17 protein-coding genes are annotated in these 14809 nt (G+C 39.7%); 8 read left to right on the top strand and 9 right to left on the bottom strand.

Annotated features, from left to right (window positions below):
• Nucleotides 1-10 precede the first annotated feature (10 nt).
• Nucleotides 11-682 carry a response regulator transcription factor gene (locus LEP1GSC195_RS13380; protein WP_015680883.1) on the top strand — a complete coding sequence of 224 codons (672 nt, stop codon included), beginning with the start codon at nucleotides 11-13 and terminating at the stop codon, nucleotides 680-682.
• 5 nt (nucleotides 683-687) lie between these two features.
• Here the strand turns inward: LEP1GSC195_RS13380 and LEP1GSC195_RS13375 are convergent, their stop codons facing one another.
• Genes LEP1GSC195_RS13375 through LEP1GSC195_RS13355 form a run of 5 tightly spaced genes read right to left on the bottom strand, consistent with a single transcriptional unit; the run spans nucleotide 688 to nucleotide 7105 of the window.
• Nucleotides 688-1701: a tetratricopeptide repeat protein gene (locus LEP1GSC195_RS13375; RefSeq protein ID WP_015680664.1), complete on the bottom strand. Its 1014-nt coding sequence runs from the start codon at nucleotides 1699-1701 to the stop codon at nucleotides 688-690.
• The gene (locus LEP1GSC195_RS13370; protein ID WP_015682276.1) at nucleotides 1691-3301 is read right to left on the bottom strand and encodes a cytidylyltransferase domain-containing protein; all 1611 of its coding nucleotides are present in this window, start codon (nucleotides 3299-3301) and stop codon (nucleotides 1691-1693) included. Before LEP1GSC195_RS13370 ends, LEP1GSC195_RS13375 begins: the two co-directional genes overlap by 11 nt.
• The gene (locus tag LEP1GSC195_RS13365) at nucleotides 3276-4826 is read right to left on the bottom strand and encodes a spiro-SPASM protein (RefSeq protein ID WP_040506732.1); all 1551 of its coding nucleotides are present in this window, start codon (nucleotides 4824-4826) and stop codon (nucleotides 3276-3278) included. Before LEP1GSC195_RS13365 ends, LEP1GSC195_RS13370 begins: the two co-directional genes overlap by 26 nt.
• A complete protein-coding gene (locus LEP1GSC195_RS13360; protein ID WP_040506730.1) occupies nucleotides 4826-5878 on the bottom strand; it encodes a putative peptidyl-prolyl cis-trans isomerase in 1053 nt (350 codons plus the stop codon). The genes LEP1GSC195_RS13365 and LEP1GSC195_RS13360 overlap by 1 nt, the downstream gene beginning before the upstream one ends.
• 12 nt (nucleotides 5879-5890) lie before the next feature.
• Nucleotides 5891-7105 carry an aspartate kinase gene (locus tag LEP1GSC195_RS13355; RefSeq protein ID WP_015682031.1) on the bottom strand — a complete coding sequence of 405 codons (1215 nt, stop codon included), beginning with the start codon at nucleotides 7103-7105 and terminating at the stop codon, nucleotides 5891-5893.
• 104 nt (nucleotides 7106-7209) lie between these two features.
• Here LEP1GSC195_RS13355 and LEP1GSC195_RS13350 point away from each other — a divergent pair, with 104 nt between their 5' ends.
• Nucleotides 7210-8145: an acyl-CoA desaturase gene (locus tag LEP1GSC195_RS13350; RefSeq protein WP_015681456.1), complete on the top strand. Its 936-nt coding sequence runs from the start codon at nucleotides 7210-7212 to the stop codon at nucleotides 8143-8145.
• A gap of 4 nt (nucleotides 8146-8149) precedes the next feature.
• Here the strand turns inward: LEP1GSC195_RS13350 and LEP1GSC195_RS13345 are convergent, their stop codons facing one another.
• The 4 genes from LEP1GSC195_RS13345 to LEP1GSC195_RS13330 are packed head-to-tail and all read right to left on the bottom strand — an operon-like array spanning nucleotide 8150 to nucleotide 10485.
• Nucleotides 8150-8659, bottom strand: a complete 510-nt coding sequence (locus LEP1GSC195_RS13345; RefSeq protein ID WP_015681217.1) for a hypothetical protein — start codon at nucleotides 8657-8659, stop codon at nucleotides 8150-8152.
• Between the two features lie 2 nt (nucleotides 8660-8661).
• Nucleotides 8662-8970, bottom strand: a complete 309-nt coding sequence (locus LEP1GSC195_RS13340) for an LIC13255 family lipoprotein (RefSeq protein ID WP_015681928.1) — start codon at nucleotides 8968-8970, stop codon at nucleotides 8662-8664.
• On the bottom strand, nucleotides 8967-9497 hold the full coding sequence (locus LEP1GSC195_RS13335) for an NDR1/HIN1-like protein (RefSeq protein WP_015682283.1): 531 nt from the start codon (nucleotides 9495-9497) through the stop codon (nucleotides 8967-8969). The genes LEP1GSC195_RS13340 and LEP1GSC195_RS13335 overlap by 4 nt, the downstream gene beginning before the upstream one ends.
• Nucleotides 9487-10485, bottom strand: a complete 999-nt coding sequence (locus LEP1GSC195_RS13330) for a zinc-binding dehydrogenase (protein WP_015680632.1) — start codon at nucleotides 10483-10485, stop codon at nucleotides 9487-9489. Before LEP1GSC195_RS13330 ends, LEP1GSC195_RS13335 begins: the two co-directional genes overlap by 11 nt.
• A gap of 52 nt (nucleotides 10486-10537) precedes the next feature.
• On the opposite strand from LEP1GSC195_RS13330, the gene LEP1GSC195_RS13325 reads away from it, so the two are divergent.
• Genes LEP1GSC195_RS13325 through LEP1GSC195_RS13300 form a run of 6 tightly spaced genes read left to right on the top strand, consistent with a single transcriptional unit; the run spans nucleotide 10538 to nucleotide 14807 of the window.
• The gene (locus LEP1GSC195_RS13325) at nucleotides 10538-11332 is read left to right on the top strand and encodes an MlaD family protein (RefSeq protein ID WP_015681416.1); all 795 of its coding nucleotides are present in this window, start codon (nucleotides 10538-10540) and stop codon (nucleotides 11330-11332) included.
• A complete protein-coding gene (locus tag LEP1GSC195_RS13320) occupies nucleotides 11332-12411 on the top strand; it encodes a glycosyltransferase (RefSeq protein WP_040506728.1) in 1080 nt (359 codons plus the stop codon). Before LEP1GSC195_RS13325 ends, LEP1GSC195_RS13320 begins: the two co-directional genes overlap by 1 nt.
• Before the next feature lie 21 nt (nucleotides 12412-12432).
• Nucleotides 12433-12648 (top strand): flagellar FlbD family protein, encoded by a 216-nt coding sequence (locus LEP1GSC195_RS13315; protein ID WP_040506726.1) that lies wholly within the window; start codon nucleotides 12433-12435, stop codon nucleotides 12646-12648.
• A 3-nt stretch (nucleotides 12649-12651) separates the two neighbouring features.
• Nucleotides 12652-13434, top strand: a complete 783-nt coding sequence (locus LEP1GSC195_RS13310; RefSeq protein ID WP_015681831.1) for a motility protein A — start codon at nucleotides 12652-12654, stop codon at nucleotides 13432-13434.
• A 10-nt stretch (nucleotides 13435-13444) separates the two neighbouring features.
• Complete coding sequence (motB, locus tag LEP1GSC195_RS13305) at nucleotides 13445-14278, top strand: flagellar motor protein MotB (RefSeq protein ID WP_002972845.1); 834 nt, start codon at nucleotides 13445-13447, stop codon at nucleotides 14276-14278.
• 1 nt (nucleotide 14279) lies between these two features.
• Nucleotides 14280-14807: a flagellar basal body-associated FliL family protein gene (locus LEP1GSC195_RS13300; RefSeq protein WP_002972703.1), complete on the top strand. Its 528-nt coding sequence runs from the start codon at nucleotides 14280-14282 to the stop codon at nucleotides 14805-14807.
• Nucleotides 14808-14809 lie beyond the last annotated feature (2 nt).

The following is a 14809-nucleotide window of genomic DNA, read 5'->3' as shown; positions in this document are numbered from 1 at the left end:
GCCGGAAAATATGAAGAAACAAGTCTATATCGTTGATGACCACCCTCTTGTAGTAGATGCACTACAAAACTTAATTGCTAAATCAGAAGATTTAGAGTGCATCGGGAGTGCGGATAACATTGAAAAATCATTTAATGATATAGGAAAACTGCAACCAAGTTTGGTGTTAATTGATATCCAACTCAAACAAAACCAAAATGGTTTGCAGTTACTCAAACGTCTAAGAACCACTTTTCCAAATATCGCCGTCATCATTATCAGTATGTTGACGGATGATACATTTGTGGATCGTGCCTTTAAATTGGGTGCTATGGGATATGTGTTTAAAGAAGACACAACCACACAAATTGTAGAAGCCATCCATACAGTTCTGAAAGGTGATTATTTTGTAAGTTCCTCGCAAGCCACTCGACTGCTCGGACATTTGTACAGGGCTTCTCAAAAAGACGAAAAGGATCCCATTGATAGACTTTCCAATCGTGAATTAGAAGTGTTTCTGATGATTGGTGAAGGGATGCCTGTGAAGGAAATTGCAGCCAATATGGGTCTTGCTCCTCCCACCATTGAAACTTTGCGTTCTCGGATCAAATCCAAACTCAGCATTACGGAAAACGAAAAACTCATCCGTGTGGCAGTAGAGTGGAAATACACCCAAACCAAAACCGATATCGTCGTTTCTTAAACAAATTAATATCGAAGTTTGAAGTAGTGATAGAGTAAATCTTTTCCCTCTTGGGAAGAGAGTAACATTCTGTAAGCTTCAGCAATTTTTGATTCGTTCTGTGATTGTTTTTGAATGAAGTGAAAGAAGTCGTTGGCCCTTTCATCATACCCTAAATTCAAAAGTAAATTCAAATAAAAACTTTGGTCGTACTCATCGGCAAACGGTGAGTAGGCAATAGGTCTCAGTAGATTTTCAGCATCTCTCCATTTGCGAATTTCAAAATAACATCTTGCATATACTTTTTTCTCTCTCCATCCAAGAAGTCTGGGATTTTTTACATAAGTGAGAGATTTTTTAGGATCTTTTTCTGTAATATAAACCACACGACCCATCAAATGAGATGCTTGAATGTGTTTAGGGTCTTGCTCTAAGATGGTTACAAGTTCTGCTTTTGCTTTTTCAGTCTCATTAAGTTCTAAATAAGTTTTTGCTAAAATGAATTTTGCTTCGTTGTAGTTTGCTTTGTATTCTAAGGATTTGTTTAAAGATAAAATTGCATTGTTATAATCTTTTAAAATATAATAAGCAAGTCCCAGATTGTAATGATAAAATGGATTGTAAGGGGAGATTTGGTTGGTTTCCATCCAAGTATTTTTGGCTTCAGACCAACTGTCTTCTTGCGCATAAATCATTCCGAGTAGGAAACTAGCGGCTTCATGGTTTGGTTCTTTTTTAAGAGCTTTATTTAAACTTTCTTTTGCCTCTTGCCATTCCATTCGAGAATACAACAAACTTCCATTTAAATAGTCATATTCAGGATAAGATTTATAAATCTCTGATTGGATTTTTTTCCATTCGGTATCTGCTAAAACAAACCTTCCATAACGGAGTGCATTGATAATATTACGACTGACTTTTTCCAATTCAATCTTTGCATTGATTTCGATGGTTTCTTTGTCTTCTGTTTGAGAATAAACAGAAATTACAGAGAAAAATAGAGTAAGACCAAACAATAGAATTTGAATTTTAGCTTTCATAAATTGATTCTAACCATTTCAAGATTTTTAAGTGAGCGTCGCGAACTAATTTTGTTTTTAGATGAGGAAAAGACTTTGGAAAACTTTGATTTTGAGGTAAAGAGGTGAGAGATCCTAAGTAGGGAATTCCCATTTCTTCTTCTGCAAACTTACCTAAAGATTCATGGATAGAAGTAATCCCTACTAAAGATACTTTTTTCCCATTGGCAACCGACTCCATCATGGTTTGACCAAAATAGGTCAGCACATATTCAGAAGATTGAATTTCTTTTAAAAATTGTATATAAGACACTCGGGGAAGGTATTTTATATTTCCTTGTATTGGTGATTTCCCCCCAATTCGCGTCACTGAATCTATGTTAGGTGTTGTATTTCTGGAGGTTTGATTTAAAAACTGTAATAAATAAGTATCAATATGTTTTGAATCTTCGTGATTGAGGTTTCCCGCATATACAAGAACTCGTCCTGGGACTTGGATTTCCTTCCAATCCAACCCAGAGAGTGGAGAACTAAAATATGAGAAAGTATCAACATTGGTTTTTGGTGTTATCGGATTGGGTAAGAAGAAACTGGAATTGGGTTCTGTCGGCAAATGGTGGAGATTGTCGATATAAAACTGGTTCGGTAATTTGAATTCATTTTCCCGAACATCCAAAATATGCGGTAGGTTTGGCGAACTTGTGTTAGCCTCGCACGAGAGTTCTACATTGTATCCCTTGATTTCTAAAAATAAGGACAAGGATTTACACCGTTCCCAATGGCCTGATCCAAACTGCGAAGGTTCTCCATAAACGATCCGCACTTTTTTTGCTGTTTGATTTAGTTTGGGCAGTGGGAAAACCACTTGGTCTACAGAGGCATTAATATAAAAAATTTCAGGATTTTCTTTTGTTAGTTGGATGACTTCCTTGGCTCCAAAAAAAGCATCCTTGGTTCCCAACTCTCTCCACAGTTGACAAACAAGTTCATAATCTTTTGATTCATCTACAGTGATACGAAGGGAATTAAGACTCATCTCTTCTAGATGGCTGAGATGAGGTGGGTGCAGTCTGTATTGTTTGTGAATCTCAGGATGTTCTTTGATATGTAAGGAGACATGTTCTGTGTGGCGTTCGGGGACTGGACCCTCAGTCTCATAGAATAAAGATTCAGCCGAAAAACACTCTACACCCATCCCCAGTGGGAGTCCTACCATAGAAAGGCTGTAATAGGTATCGGAGATTGTGGTTATAGCTTCGTACAAATAGCGGATGGATTCTAAATCAATATAGGGATTATCGCCTGTTAAACGAAAGATATGTTTTGCTTTAAACTGTAAACTTGCTTTACGAAAGCGGTCCCGCACATCTGTTTCAGATCCCACAAAGTATTGGTAATTTCGGGTATTTAAATAATTGATAAGTTCGCTATCATTTTCAGGAACTAAAAATACAATCTGTTCTTTTGAAAAGATAGTGGAAAGTCGGTTGTGGATATGGTCAAGAACAGAAGTATTTGATTCCTCTGGAATGGATTTTAGAATTTTCTTTGGAAGCCGTGTAGATCCTAGTCTTGCCTGAATGAAGGCAAAACAATCACGCGTTGAAAGTATACCACTCATCACAATTCAAACAAGGAGCAGGAATTTTTCCGTGTTCACCAGAAAAACTATATTTAAAAAAATCCAATCCTTTTCGCCAAATATCTCTTAACGATTCCGAATACAAATTTCCGATGATTTCTGTTTGATTTTGTTTGCAAATGGAAACGTTTCCATTGACAGAAACAGATAAGTCGCGAACCAAATGCCAACAATAATCTCTGTGAATTGGTGTGAGGTCACTTACCCTACGTTCTGGTAGTTGCGTCGCAAAGGTATTGTATTTTTGAAGGATGATATTGATCCCTTTTTTCTCGAAGAATGTAAAATACGGATCAATCTCATCCTCTACTTCTTTCATTTTGATCATTTGAACGTGCAGCGACTTACTCGGGAGAATCTCAGCAAGCAAGTCTATTGTCTTTAATACATTCTCTAGTTCTGATTTTCCATATAAGGATTTATAAACTTCTGGTTTTAAAGTCGTAACATTTACGATGACACAAAGTTTTTCTTTTTCGGAAGGATTGAGACTAGCAACAAGTGAAAGTAATGATTCGGTATTTGTATAGAGTGCCGTTTCTATGATGAGTTCTGTTAATAACTCTAGTTTTAAGATTTCAGTGATTACTGAATTAAATTCTGGATGGAGGAGGGGTTCGCCGTTTCCAGAGAGGCTAATGGTTAAGGGAGAGGAGAGCTCAGAGTTGAGTTTGGAAATGGTATTTTTTACATCCTCTAAAGAAACAAAACTTCCATCGTTGGTTGTATCAATAAACTCACGCGGACAAAATGTACACTTTAGTTCACAGCCCTTATAAATTTCCCATTCCAGATAGGAAGGAGCACTGCGAAACAATTCAGGTTTCTCTTTTAGTTTCGGAAGTAAGTTTTCGTAGGGTAACACTTCTCCAAGAGATAATAATCCTTGGATGAGAGTGAGTGAACGAAATGAAGCCAAACGAAAGTCGAGTCGCAGTTGGCGAAGGTCCGGTGCTTGGAAAAATATATCTACATCATATTGATTGATATTCTTTAAAAAAAACGAATGCACATCGGTGGCCAATGTATCAGGTAACGAAGTTAAAAACTCACGTGTGATGATAGTGGGTGTGAGGCCCTGTGGTAAATTTTCAGAATAAGAATATTGGCTAAAGAAATTTTTATGACGCATCCATGCTTTTTCTGTTAGGTGCGAGTCGAGAAGAGGAGAAATCCCAGTAAAATAAAGAAAACAAACTTCATCCCAGTCAGGATCTTTGAATTGTGATTCGGGTAACAGTTGGCCGAGTTTCAGTAAGAATTCATGTTCTTTGGAAACATCATCGTGGAGTTTGAGTTTGTCTTTCAGGGAACTGGAATGAATTTTTTCAGAAAGTAGAGTGTTTGAATTGATATGAATTTGGATTCCAGGAAAAACCTTGGTCAACCGATTTACAAACTCTTCCCACAATTCCACTTTAAAGTTTTGATTTAAAAACTGAATTGATTGGGAGTCTAAATAGACTACCGCAAAACTTGGATTATAGTCCTTTCGGTTCATCATCAATCTATGTTGTATTTTTCTTCCGGGTTACTGATGTTATGTTCTTTGATGTAGATGGCATCAAAGATGGAAATAGAAGTATTTTTGCGTGTATTGGTAACCCATTCTTCAAAAGAGGTTTGTTCCTTTTCTCTAAATAAAAACCCTTGAATCCCTTTTCTGACTGCATCAAGCGGAGTTGGCCTCGTTCCTTCAATATAAACCAAACAATATCGTTTGCGATCATCGCGAAAGACTTCAGAAATTTTTCCGGGACCACCTACTTGAGATAATACGGAAGCTGTGGTTGGATGTGTTTTGAATAATTCAAAAGTGGGAACCCAGTTGACCAAACCCCCATTCAAACGATACCGTGATTCATTTCTTGGACCAGAAGCTACTAGTTTAAAGAAAGATGGATCTTTTAAGGATTTATTTCTGATTTCGGTAAGTTCATTGAAAACTCGGGATTCTTCATCGATCGATGCATTGGCTGGAGAAAATACAATCTCTCGAAATTTAAACTCAGATCCCACCTTCGCCTTGTTTTTGTTATACCATGCTAGGACTTCTTGTTCTGAAGGGAGTGGGGGACTTACTTTAATTTGGAGTAGTTGGCCTTTTTTGATTTGATAAGGCAAATCTTCCAACCAAACATCATAGGGTAAATTAAACTGGGTTTGAACTGACTTTTTAAATTGTTCTAGGTCACTGATCCCTTGTGCTTCCATCCGTTTTTGGATCTCTGCTTCGATCCGTTTTTCATTGACCTGGATGGATTCCTCATCGGCAACATTGTCCACTACTGCTCTATCGATTAAAAAATCGATGACCTGAGCGTGGAGGGATCCTTTTTTTCGGTAGTTAGGAAAGAATCGAGATAGGTTTTTATAACGTTCGATTCCCTCTTCATAATCCAAACTGGAAATGGACTTGGGCCCAACGATGGCCATAACCGCATTTAAGGACTCGTAGGAACTTAAACTTATGAGAGGGGCAAATAGAAGGCTAAAGACAATAACCGGCGCAAAAAACAAAACGAAAACTCGAGATAGTCGTGATCCTTTTTGCATACGGTCGTAAAATTACCCGATGAACGTGGTATGTAAAGCCTTTACTGCATCTTCCGCTTGGTTTTGTTTAATGACGCAGGAAATTTTAATCTCTGATGTGGAAATCATTTCAATATTGATGTTTTTTTCAGCAAGTGATTGGAACATTTTTGCAGCCACACCTACATGTGATTTCATCCCAACACCTACCGCAGAAACGATAGAGATGTTTTCATCGAATTCAGCCTTTCCATTCCCATGATCTTTTGCGTAAGCATCGATGATTGGTTTTGCAGCTGTTAGGTCTTTTTTCGCAATGGTAAAGGAAATGGTATTGATTCCATCTCTCGGTGATGATTGAACAATGACATCTACAATCACATCTTTATTTGCTAATTGGGTAAACAACTCCGCAGCAATCCCCGGTTTGTCTTTTACATCAGCAATGGTCACTCGTGCTTGGTCACCTTTGGCAGTGACTCCACTTACTTTCATTTTTTCCATAATTTTGTCCTCACTCATCACTAAAGTTCCCGGTTTGTCGTGGAAACTGGATCGTACGTGGATGACCACGTTATAGTTCATACCTAATTCCACACTCCGAGAGTGGAGGACTCCAGCACCAAGGCTTGCGAGTTCCAACATTTCTTCGTATGTAATTTGTTTGTGCATCTTTGCTGTTGGAATTTTTCGTGGGTCAGCAGTGTAAACACCATCCACGTCGGTATAAATTTCACATTCATCTGCACCAAGAGCGGCAGCAAGTGCTACAGCAGATGTATCACTTCCCCCACGGCCAAGGGTGACAATGTTTTCGTCTTTATCGATTCCTTGGAAACCGGCAACGATCACCACCTTCCCTTTGTTAAATGCTTCATCGATACGAGAACGATCAATCATTTCGATCTTTCCGTTGGAGAAGTTTCCATCGGTTAAGATTTTTAATTGAGAGCCAGTAAAGGACTGAGCAGGAACTCCTGCTTCATTCAAGGCGATGGCAAGAAGAGCAATCGACACTTGTTCGCCCGTGGAGAGCAACATGTCCATTTCTCGTTTAGGAGGATTTTTAGAAATCTGGTCAGCCAAGTCGACGAGTTCGTCTGTAGTATGTCCCATTGCAGAAACTACAACGGCAACTTTTTGGCCTGCATCGTGGTAACGTTTGATACGTTTGGCCACATTTTGGATTTTAGTGGTGTCACCAACGGAGGTTCCACCGTATTTTTGGACAACGATTTTCGATGACATGGGTTTATGGACAGGGTGCTATGAGCAAATCGGGAATCAAGTAGAATGAATTTTTTTGCAACCAAACACAAGTGCGGGACTCCAATAAGTGTAGGTTTACTTGAATGAATTCTTCTCCCTCTACTGTCGCGCCCATTGTCAAAGAACGGGCCCCGTTACTTTTCCTTATTTTGTTCTTTTTAGTTCAGGCAACTGTCCTCACTGTTTTTACTGTTCCGTTTTCCTGGTCTCTCGTTGGGGTGGCTGTAGGTTCCTATTTTCTTCGGATGTTTGGAATCACTGCGGCCTACCATCGTTACTTTTCCCACGCTTCCTTTAAAACCTCTCGGGTTTTCCAATTTGTTTTGGCTTGGGTTGGGGCGATGTCCATGCAGAAGGGTCCTCTTTGGTGGGCGGCACATCACAGAAATCACCACAAGTATTCTGACACAGAGAAGGACATTCATTCTCCCAGTCGAAAAGGGTTTTGGTACTCTCACATGTTTTGGTTTTTGCGAGATGATTATAATGATTACGAAGCCAAACTCATTCCTGATTTTTATAAGTATCCGGAACTTCGTTTTCTCGATCGTTACCATTGGATCGCCCCGTTAAGTTATGCGGTTTTACTTTATTTGGTCGGCGGTTGGGGATGGCTTGTCTACGGCTACGCAGTTTCTACTTTTTTTCTGGGACATGCTACTTGGACGATTAATTCACTTTCGCATGTGTATGGTTCGGTCCGTTATGATTCTAGGGATACAAGTAAAAACAATCTTTGGCTTGCTCTACTTACCATGGGAGAAGGTTGGCATAACAACCACCACTATTACTGTTCTTCTGCGAACCAAGGTTTCTATTGGTATGAGGTCGATGTTTCGTATTATATTTTAAAAATCTTAAGTTGGTTTGGAATTGTTTGGGATTTGAAAAAACCACCAAAGAAAGTTTTAGAAGAAGGACTTCTTCGTGATCGCGAACAAAAGGAGAAAAAACGTTTGTTACATGGGACTAAACAACCGGCTAAGATAAAAAATAAAGTAGGAGTGCTTTCTACTTAAGAGTTTATACTCCCAATCGTTTACGAATGTCAGCTGGGATACTTTGGATGGAATCGTATCTTTTTTTCTTTCCTCCCGGCAATGACACATAGTAAAACCCATTGATCATTTCTAAAAAGTAATCCTCTCCTTTTTCCCCTAAGGATCTGTTGTCCAGTTCCTTTACCATCTTTTGGTATTTGGAAGGAAGGAGATTCCAATTCATATAATTGGTAACCACTCCTTGGTCGTTGACAGTATAGGCTCCGTCTTGGTGTAGGATTTTGGTTCCATTATAATCAAAAACTTCCATCACCTTAAGATTTGTGTCTTTTGCCGACTTAGAATCTTTTTTGGATTTCCCAGCGGACGGATTGGATGGGTCATCTGAACCAGATCCTTGTTTTGATTTTACATTAGCAGGTGTTTCTTTTTTTCTAAGTTTTCCAAATAGAAGTAGGAAAACACCAGCAAACATTAGTGATGCGAATAAAAAAATTTCTGTAGTGGATAAATCAAATAAGTAACGCCACATAACTATTTGAAACTTGTGCCAATTGCCTTACAGGAACCAGGAACATACCCTTCTGTGTTCCAGGTAACACAATCAATGAGTTCAATGGCTCGAAAACAAAGTTTCAGATCATCAATTTTGACTCTTCCGAGTAGTAGTGCTCCTGGAAGTTTGTTTGTGCCACAAGCTGAATTTTTCAGAGCATAGGTTTCAAATGTCTTTTGGTTTCCTTCTTGTGCAGAATAAAACAAGTCATCTCGATTTTGGATGCAATGGAAAGATAATCCGGCGAAGAGGAGTGCAATTCCTATCCTTCGAAACAACAACTTCATTTTTTTAGTTTGATCCGAGAGACTTCCCGAACGGGAATAGGAAGTTTTCCAAACGCACTATCCACTTCCACCGTACCGTAAATTTCGAACTCCGCCTCTTCTCCGCGTTTTGCTGCTTCGGAGAGTTGTCTTGCCAAAAGTAAAAGTTTCGGAAGGATCGATTGTTTTTGTTCGGGAATGAGTTTCAGAACCACTGTGGAAGTTGCCTTTGGTTCCACTTCTAAAGGAGTTTCGTTTTGGAGTTTTCCAATGTATTCTTTTCCATTTGCAGTGATGAGTTGGATTTCCAAATCAAATTTATAAATACTCACCTTAGTTTCGTTAGGATTTTCTACCGACACTTGCGGGTACAAATCCACCAAAGGAATGATGGGAAAGTTTGGATTCGGTTTTAGGTCCACACGAACATCCACCAAATCAAACTTACACGCTTTTAAACTTTCTAAATTCTTTTTTGTATCACTCAAACAATGAGTAAACGATGCAAAAGATAAAAAAGTGAATAAAAATAAAATTCTACGGACCAAATACTACCTTCCCATCGGTCATATTTTGTTTATAAAACTCTAAACCTTCTTTATATTCCTCAAACTTAAAACGTTTGTTGATTTTTGTTTGGAAAACGGTTTTTAAAAACTTTTGTGCATCTTTGGCCTGTTTTTGAAATTCTTCTAAACCAATTTCATAGATCCAAGAAGATAACCAAAATCCTTCTATCTTTTTGTTTTGAAACAACATGATACCAGCATTGACCGAAAATGGTTTTTCTGATAAAGCACCATAACATACAATTTTAGAACCATAAGGCATACATTCTACAAGAGACTGTGCTGTTTCTCCTGCAACTGCGTCAATCGCATAGGTTGCGTTTAATTTTTTAGAAATTTTATATAAATCTTTTTGGTAGTTGGGAGAAGAGGAGTTGAGAATATTTTCTGCACCAATAGCCAAAAGATTATCCTCTTGTTCTTTTTTTCGTACAACATTGATTAGTGGGATTCCACGTTCTTTACAAAGTCGCACTACCATTTTACCCAGAGCACTGGCAGCGGCAGTTTGGATCATCGCCGGATGACCCTCTTTTGAGCAACGAGAGACCATTGCCCAAGCAGTCATTGGGTTTACAAAAAAACTAGATCCTTCGTCAAGAGTCACTCCATCCACTAACGGCAAACAGTTGTCTTCGGTAGTGATCATGTACTCGGCCCAGGATCCATCATTTTGCGGAGCCACACAGGAGACATTCATTCCCACTTTCAGCGTTTTGATCGCACTTCCTACGGTATCTACAATCCCACTGGCTTCAAATCCCGCTGACACCGGTGCTTTTTTTTTGAAACCATAGAGTCCACGAATGAACATGAGGTCGGAAGGATTGATGGGAGAAAGATGGATTTTGATCCTAACTTCGTTTTCCTTTGGTGTGGGAATTTCTTTTTCCCTAAGTTCTAACTGAGGTTCGGATTCGTCGTATTTTAGGATGGTGACTGCTTTCATCTCATCCCATTCAGTCATTTAAAATCTGCTTGCCAACTCTTTCTTTCGAAGGAAGAATTTTAAGTCTGCCGTGAAATCAAAAAAGTTATCGAAGGAAGCCCTAACAGGAATCGTTTTTTTTTCTATTTTGGTCTTTGCTTTTTTCACCACCGTCATTGAACCGGATCGGCCTGCCAAAAAATATCCTTATAGGTTATCCCTTTTTTATTCTAGAATTGATGGAATCAAAGAAGGCACAGAGGTCCGAATTTTAGGAATTCAAAAAGGATATGTGGCCCATATTGATTCCAGACCTCTTCTCGATGTACCGGATCGCCGTTTTTTAGACCATAACATGGATCATGCGATAGAGCTTCATATTGCCTTAGAAGATCCCTTAACTCTTTGGGACAATTATGAAGTGGATTTTCAAACCATCACTTTGTTTTCGGGAAGGATCATCAATATCAATCCAGGTAGTTCTGATGGGAAACGTCCCTTTTTCAAACCTACATTTCGTGAAGGGGAAAAAAGTCCTGATTATTTACCCTCGGCTCGGTATTTTGATGATTTTTTTAAGGCAACCTTGGTAACTATGGAAGAAAATCGATCGGACCTTCGGCAAATCACCTTGGATTTTCGTTCGATCACCGATAAATTAAATCATACAGAAGGCACAATTCCCAAATTAATAGGTGATACAGAAATGTATGATGAACTTCTTGCGACAATTCAGGACGCAGAATCTATAGGAAAAGAAGGAAGGCGATATATGGAAAGTTCCAGGAATTTGGAGAACACCATGCCGATTCCTTTTTTGATTACAGCATCGTATTACGGACGTACAACGCCAATTACGGGAAGAAGGATTGGACCACAAAACTAATGAAAGTTGCAATTATACATGACTGGCTTACCGGTATGCGCGGTGGAGAATTAGTTCTCGATAGTTTATTAAAAGCGTTTCCGGAAGCGGATTTATTTACTCTTTTTTATTCCAAAGGAAAACTAAATGAAAGGATTGAAAGTCGTAAAATCACAACGGCTTTTACGAACAATCTTCCCTTTAAAGAAAAATACTATCGTTATTATTTGCCGGTATTTCCCACAGCCATTGAATCTTTGGATCTCAAAGGATATGATGTGGTGATTAGTTCCTCACATTGTGTGGCCAAAGGGGTCATCCCTCATCCCGACACTTTTCATTTGAGTTATATCCATAGCCCCATGCGTTATGTCTGGGATATGTATTATGATTATTTTCCTAATCGGAAAGGTTTTAAGTTTTTTTTATTACAATCCATTGCTAACTACCTTCGTACTTGGGATGCGGCCTCTGCCAACCGCGTGGATTATTTTACATGTAACTCGCATTTTGTGGGAAGGCGTATCCAAAAGTATTATAGACGTGATTATAAAATTGTTTATCCCCCTTGTTTGCCGCAGGATTTCCGAGTCCATGATAACTCCAAAGACGATTATTATTTAATGGTCTCGGCCTTTGCTCCTTACAAAAAAATTGACCTAGCGATCGAAGCTTTTCGTGAGAATGGAAAACCACTCATCCTTGTCGGTGGAGGTCAGGAAGAAGGGAAACTTGTTAAAAATTTACCGAAAAACATCCTATGGAAAAAAGGCCTACCCCGCACGGAAGTCGTGGAACTTTACAAAAAGGCCCGTGGCTTTATCTTTCCTGGTATGGAAGACTTCGGGATCACACCGGTGGAGTCCCAGGCCTATGCCACTCCGGTCATTGCTTATGGCAAGGGCGGAGCTTTGGAGTCGGTCAATGAGGACAGAACGGGGGTATTTTTCAAAGAACAGACCGTAAAATCCTTAAATGAGGCCATCCAAAGGGCAGAAAAGATCCATTTCAAACGCGGAGATTTCCAAAATTCCATCAATCGATTTACGGAAGAAAAATTCGTAAGCGAAATTCGAAAGGTAGTCGATAGACATAAGTAGAAATCTCTGAAGGGGGATCTCCTGGTCATTTTACATCGACTCAAAGGTGCGGAATTTGTTCTCAATGCAGATTTGATTGAGACCATTGAAGCAAATCCAGATACGATCATTACTCTTGTGAATGAGAAGAAATTCATTGTACAAGAGCCCGTCGCGGAAGTTGTGGAAAAAGTGGTGTCCTACAAAACTAGGATCCATGGTCTCCCCCGAGTCATAGAGAAGGCCAAGGAAACATAAGAAATGGATATAGCTACAGTCATTGGTTTGGCCCTTGGAGTGGCCTTGATGTTACTTGGGGTGGTTTCGGGGGGTCTTGCCTTAACCGACCTAATCGATATTCCCTCGGTCATGATTACATTTGGTGGTGCGGCAGCCGCTACGATCATTTCCTTCCCTTGGACTTCCACCATTGGAGTGGGGGCAGTGACAAAGAAAGCCTTTCAAAATCCACCCTCCGACCTTCCTGGTCTCATTACTACACTAGTTAGTTTTTCCGAAAAGGCAAGAAGGGAAGGTCTACTCGCTTTAGAAGATGATATCAATGAACTTCCTGAAGAATTTTTAAAGAAGGGAATCCAACTCGTTGTGGATGGAACAGACCCAGAACTTGTTCGAAATATTATGGAAACCGAAATTGGGAACACGGCCACAAGGCATGCTTACGGCCGTTCTTGGTGGGATGCTTACGCTGGTTTTGCGCCAGGGTTCGGGATGCTTGGGACCCTTGTGGGTCTTGTAGGGATGTTAAAGAACTTAGGTGGTGGGGATGCCAGTGCGATTGGACAAGGTATGGCGACTGCCCTTATTACAACTCTATACGGATCGTTAGCGCAGAACTTATTTGCAGCACCGGTTGTAAGAAAACTAACTAGACGATCGGAAGATGAACTTGTGATCAAACAAGTGATGGTGGAAGGAACATTGTCCATTCAATCAGGGGACAACCCACGGATTGTTAAAGAGAAGTTGGCGAGTTTCTTAACTCCTGCAGAAAGAACTGCACTTAAAGACGACGGAGATTAATATCTAAACCATGGCTTCTAAGAAAGAAAAATGTCCTGAGTGTATCCAAAAAGTTCCCGAGTTCATGGCAACTTACGGGGACATGGTAACACTTCTTCTTTGTTTCTTTATCCTTTTGTATACAACGGGTAAAACAGATGCAAAGGAGATGCAGATCATTTTATCTGCATTCAAATCCACAACAGGATTTTTTACTGGGGGGCAAACTCTTTCCAAGGGTTCTTTGGAAGAAATGGGAATGCAGATTGAATCTCTTCCTTCCCAAGTGGTGGGACGTAACCTTTCCAAAGCAAAAAAAGATGCCCATGAAGTTTTTAAACCAGAAGTAGAAGCGGGAAAAGTTCGCATTTCTGAAAATGAAAGAGGACTTGTGATCTCGCTCGTTGGTGCTGATTATTTTTATCCCGGTTCAGCGATCCTAACACCAACCATTCGAGAAACATTACGGAAAGCGGCGGGTCTGATCAAAGGACTCGAACGTTTTGTTCGTGTGGAAGGACATAGTGATGATGATGCCGTCAATCCTGTGAACCGTCCTGGAAGAGAAGAAAGAGAATATATCAATAACTGGGATTTGGCGGGAGCTAGGGCAGTCAATGCTACCGTTTTTATGATCAATTCAGAAGAAATTGAGCCAAGTTGGTTCCAAGCTGTAAGTTTTGGATCCTACAGACCTCTTGTATTAGAAAATGAAGGTACACCGGAAGCTAAGGCTTTCAACCGTAGAGTGGATATCATCATCCTAACCGAGAAGTCTACCAAACGGGCACCAGGAGAAAGTAAATACGGACTCCCTGACACTCGTTTGCCGAACACTGAAACAAATGTAGAAGGAGAATTTTAACATGGGTGACCGTGAAGTAGATGAAGAAGAAGGTGGGTTAGCCGAAGGTAGTTCCGCCTCCGCAGGGATGTCCCCCATTGTAAAATGGTTATTGTACATTGCTGCTGCCATTTTCGGGATTATCATTGTAACCGTTATATCGATGTTTGTTGCTCAAAAGACGGCAACAAGTGTGTTCAAACAACAAAAGAATATCTCTCTTGTGAAAGCTCCCCCTCCTTTGGAAGTTTACACATTTCAAGAAGAATTTAGAGTGAATACTTCTGATGTTGGTGAATCACATTTTGTTAAGTTGAAGATGTCTCTTGGATTTGAATCCGGTCAACCGGCACTTTCTGCGGAACTTGCGGCACGTGTGGCTCAAATGCAAAACATCATCAACTTAGTCATTGCAAGGAAAACAAAAGACGATTTAAAATCCATTACCAACCAATTGGATTTACGTGAGGAAATCAAAGCCCACTTAAATCACATTTTAACTAATGGAAAAATCAAAGAGGTTTACTTTACCGAGTTCTTGGTAAACTAGGA

The organism is Leptospira wolbachii serovar Codice str. CDC (genome assembly GCF_000332515.2).
Lineage (GTDB): Bacteria > Spirochaetota > Leptospiria > Leptospirales > Leptospiraceae > Leptospira_A > Leptospira_A wolbachii.
This window is presented reverse-complemented; position numbering and strand designations above follow the sequence as displayed.

Excerpts from the sequence above, each read along its gene's own strand:
- LEP1GSC195_RS13310 (WP_015681831.1), top strand. The coding sequence starts at position 12,652 with ATGGATATAGCTACAGTCATTGGTTTGGCCCTTGGAGTGGCCTTGATG.
- LEP1GSC195_RS13320 (WP_040506728.1), top strand. The coding sequence starts at position 11,332 with ATGAAAGTTGCAATTATACATGACTGGCTTACCGGTATGCGCGGTGGA.
- LEP1GSC195_RS13330 (WP_015680632.1), bottom strand. The coding sequence starts at position 10,485 with ATGACTGAATGGGATGAGATGAAAGCAGTCACCATCCTAAAATACGAC.
- LEP1GSC195_RS13340 (WP_015681928.1), bottom strand. The coding sequence starts at position 8,970 with ATGAAGTTGTTGTTTCGAAGGATAGGAATTGCACTCCTCTTCGCCGGA.
- LEP1GSC195_RS13350 (WP_015681456.1), top strand. The coding sequence starts at position 7,210 with ATGAATTCTTCTCCCTCTACTGTCGCGCCCATTGTCAAAGAACGGGCC.
- LEP1GSC195_RS13355 (WP_015682031.1), bottom strand. The coding sequence starts at position 7,105 with ATGTCATCGAAAATCGTTGTCCAAAAATACGGTGGAACCTCCGTTGGT.
- LEP1GSC195_RS13370 (WP_015682276.1), bottom strand. The coding sequence starts at position 3,301 with ATGAGTGGTATACTTTCAACGCGTGATTGTTTTGCCTTCATTCAGGCA.
- LEP1GSC195_RS13375 (WP_015680664.1), bottom strand. The coding sequence starts at position 1,701 with ATGAAAGCTAAAATTCAAATTCTATTGTTTGGTCTTACTCTATTTTTC.
- LEP1GSC195_RS13365 (WP_040506732.1), bottom strand. The coding sequence starts at position 4,826 with ATGATGAACCGAAAGGACTATAATCCAAGTTTTGCGGTAGTCTATTTA.
- LEP1GSC195_RS13360 (WP_040506730.1), bottom strand. The coding sequence starts at position 5,878 with ATGCAAAAAGGATCACGACTATCTCGAGTTTTCGTTTTGTTTTTTGCG.
- LEP1GSC195_RS13345 (WP_015681217.1), bottom strand. The coding sequence starts at position 8,659 with ATGTGGCGTTACTTATTTGATTTATCCACTACAGAAATTTTTTTATTC.
- motB (WP_002972845.1), top strand. The coding sequence starts at position 13,445 with ATGGCTTCTAAGAAAGAAAAATGTCCTGAGTGTATCCAAAAAGTTCCC.
- LEP1GSC195_RS13300 (WP_002972703.1), top strand. The coding sequence starts at position 14,280 with ATGGGTGACCGTGAAGTAGATGAAGAAGAAGGTGGGTTAGCCGAAGGT.
- LEP1GSC195_RS13380 (WP_015680883.1), top strand. The coding sequence starts at position 11 with ATGAAGAAACAAGTCTATATCGTTGATGACCACCCTCTTGTAGTAGAT.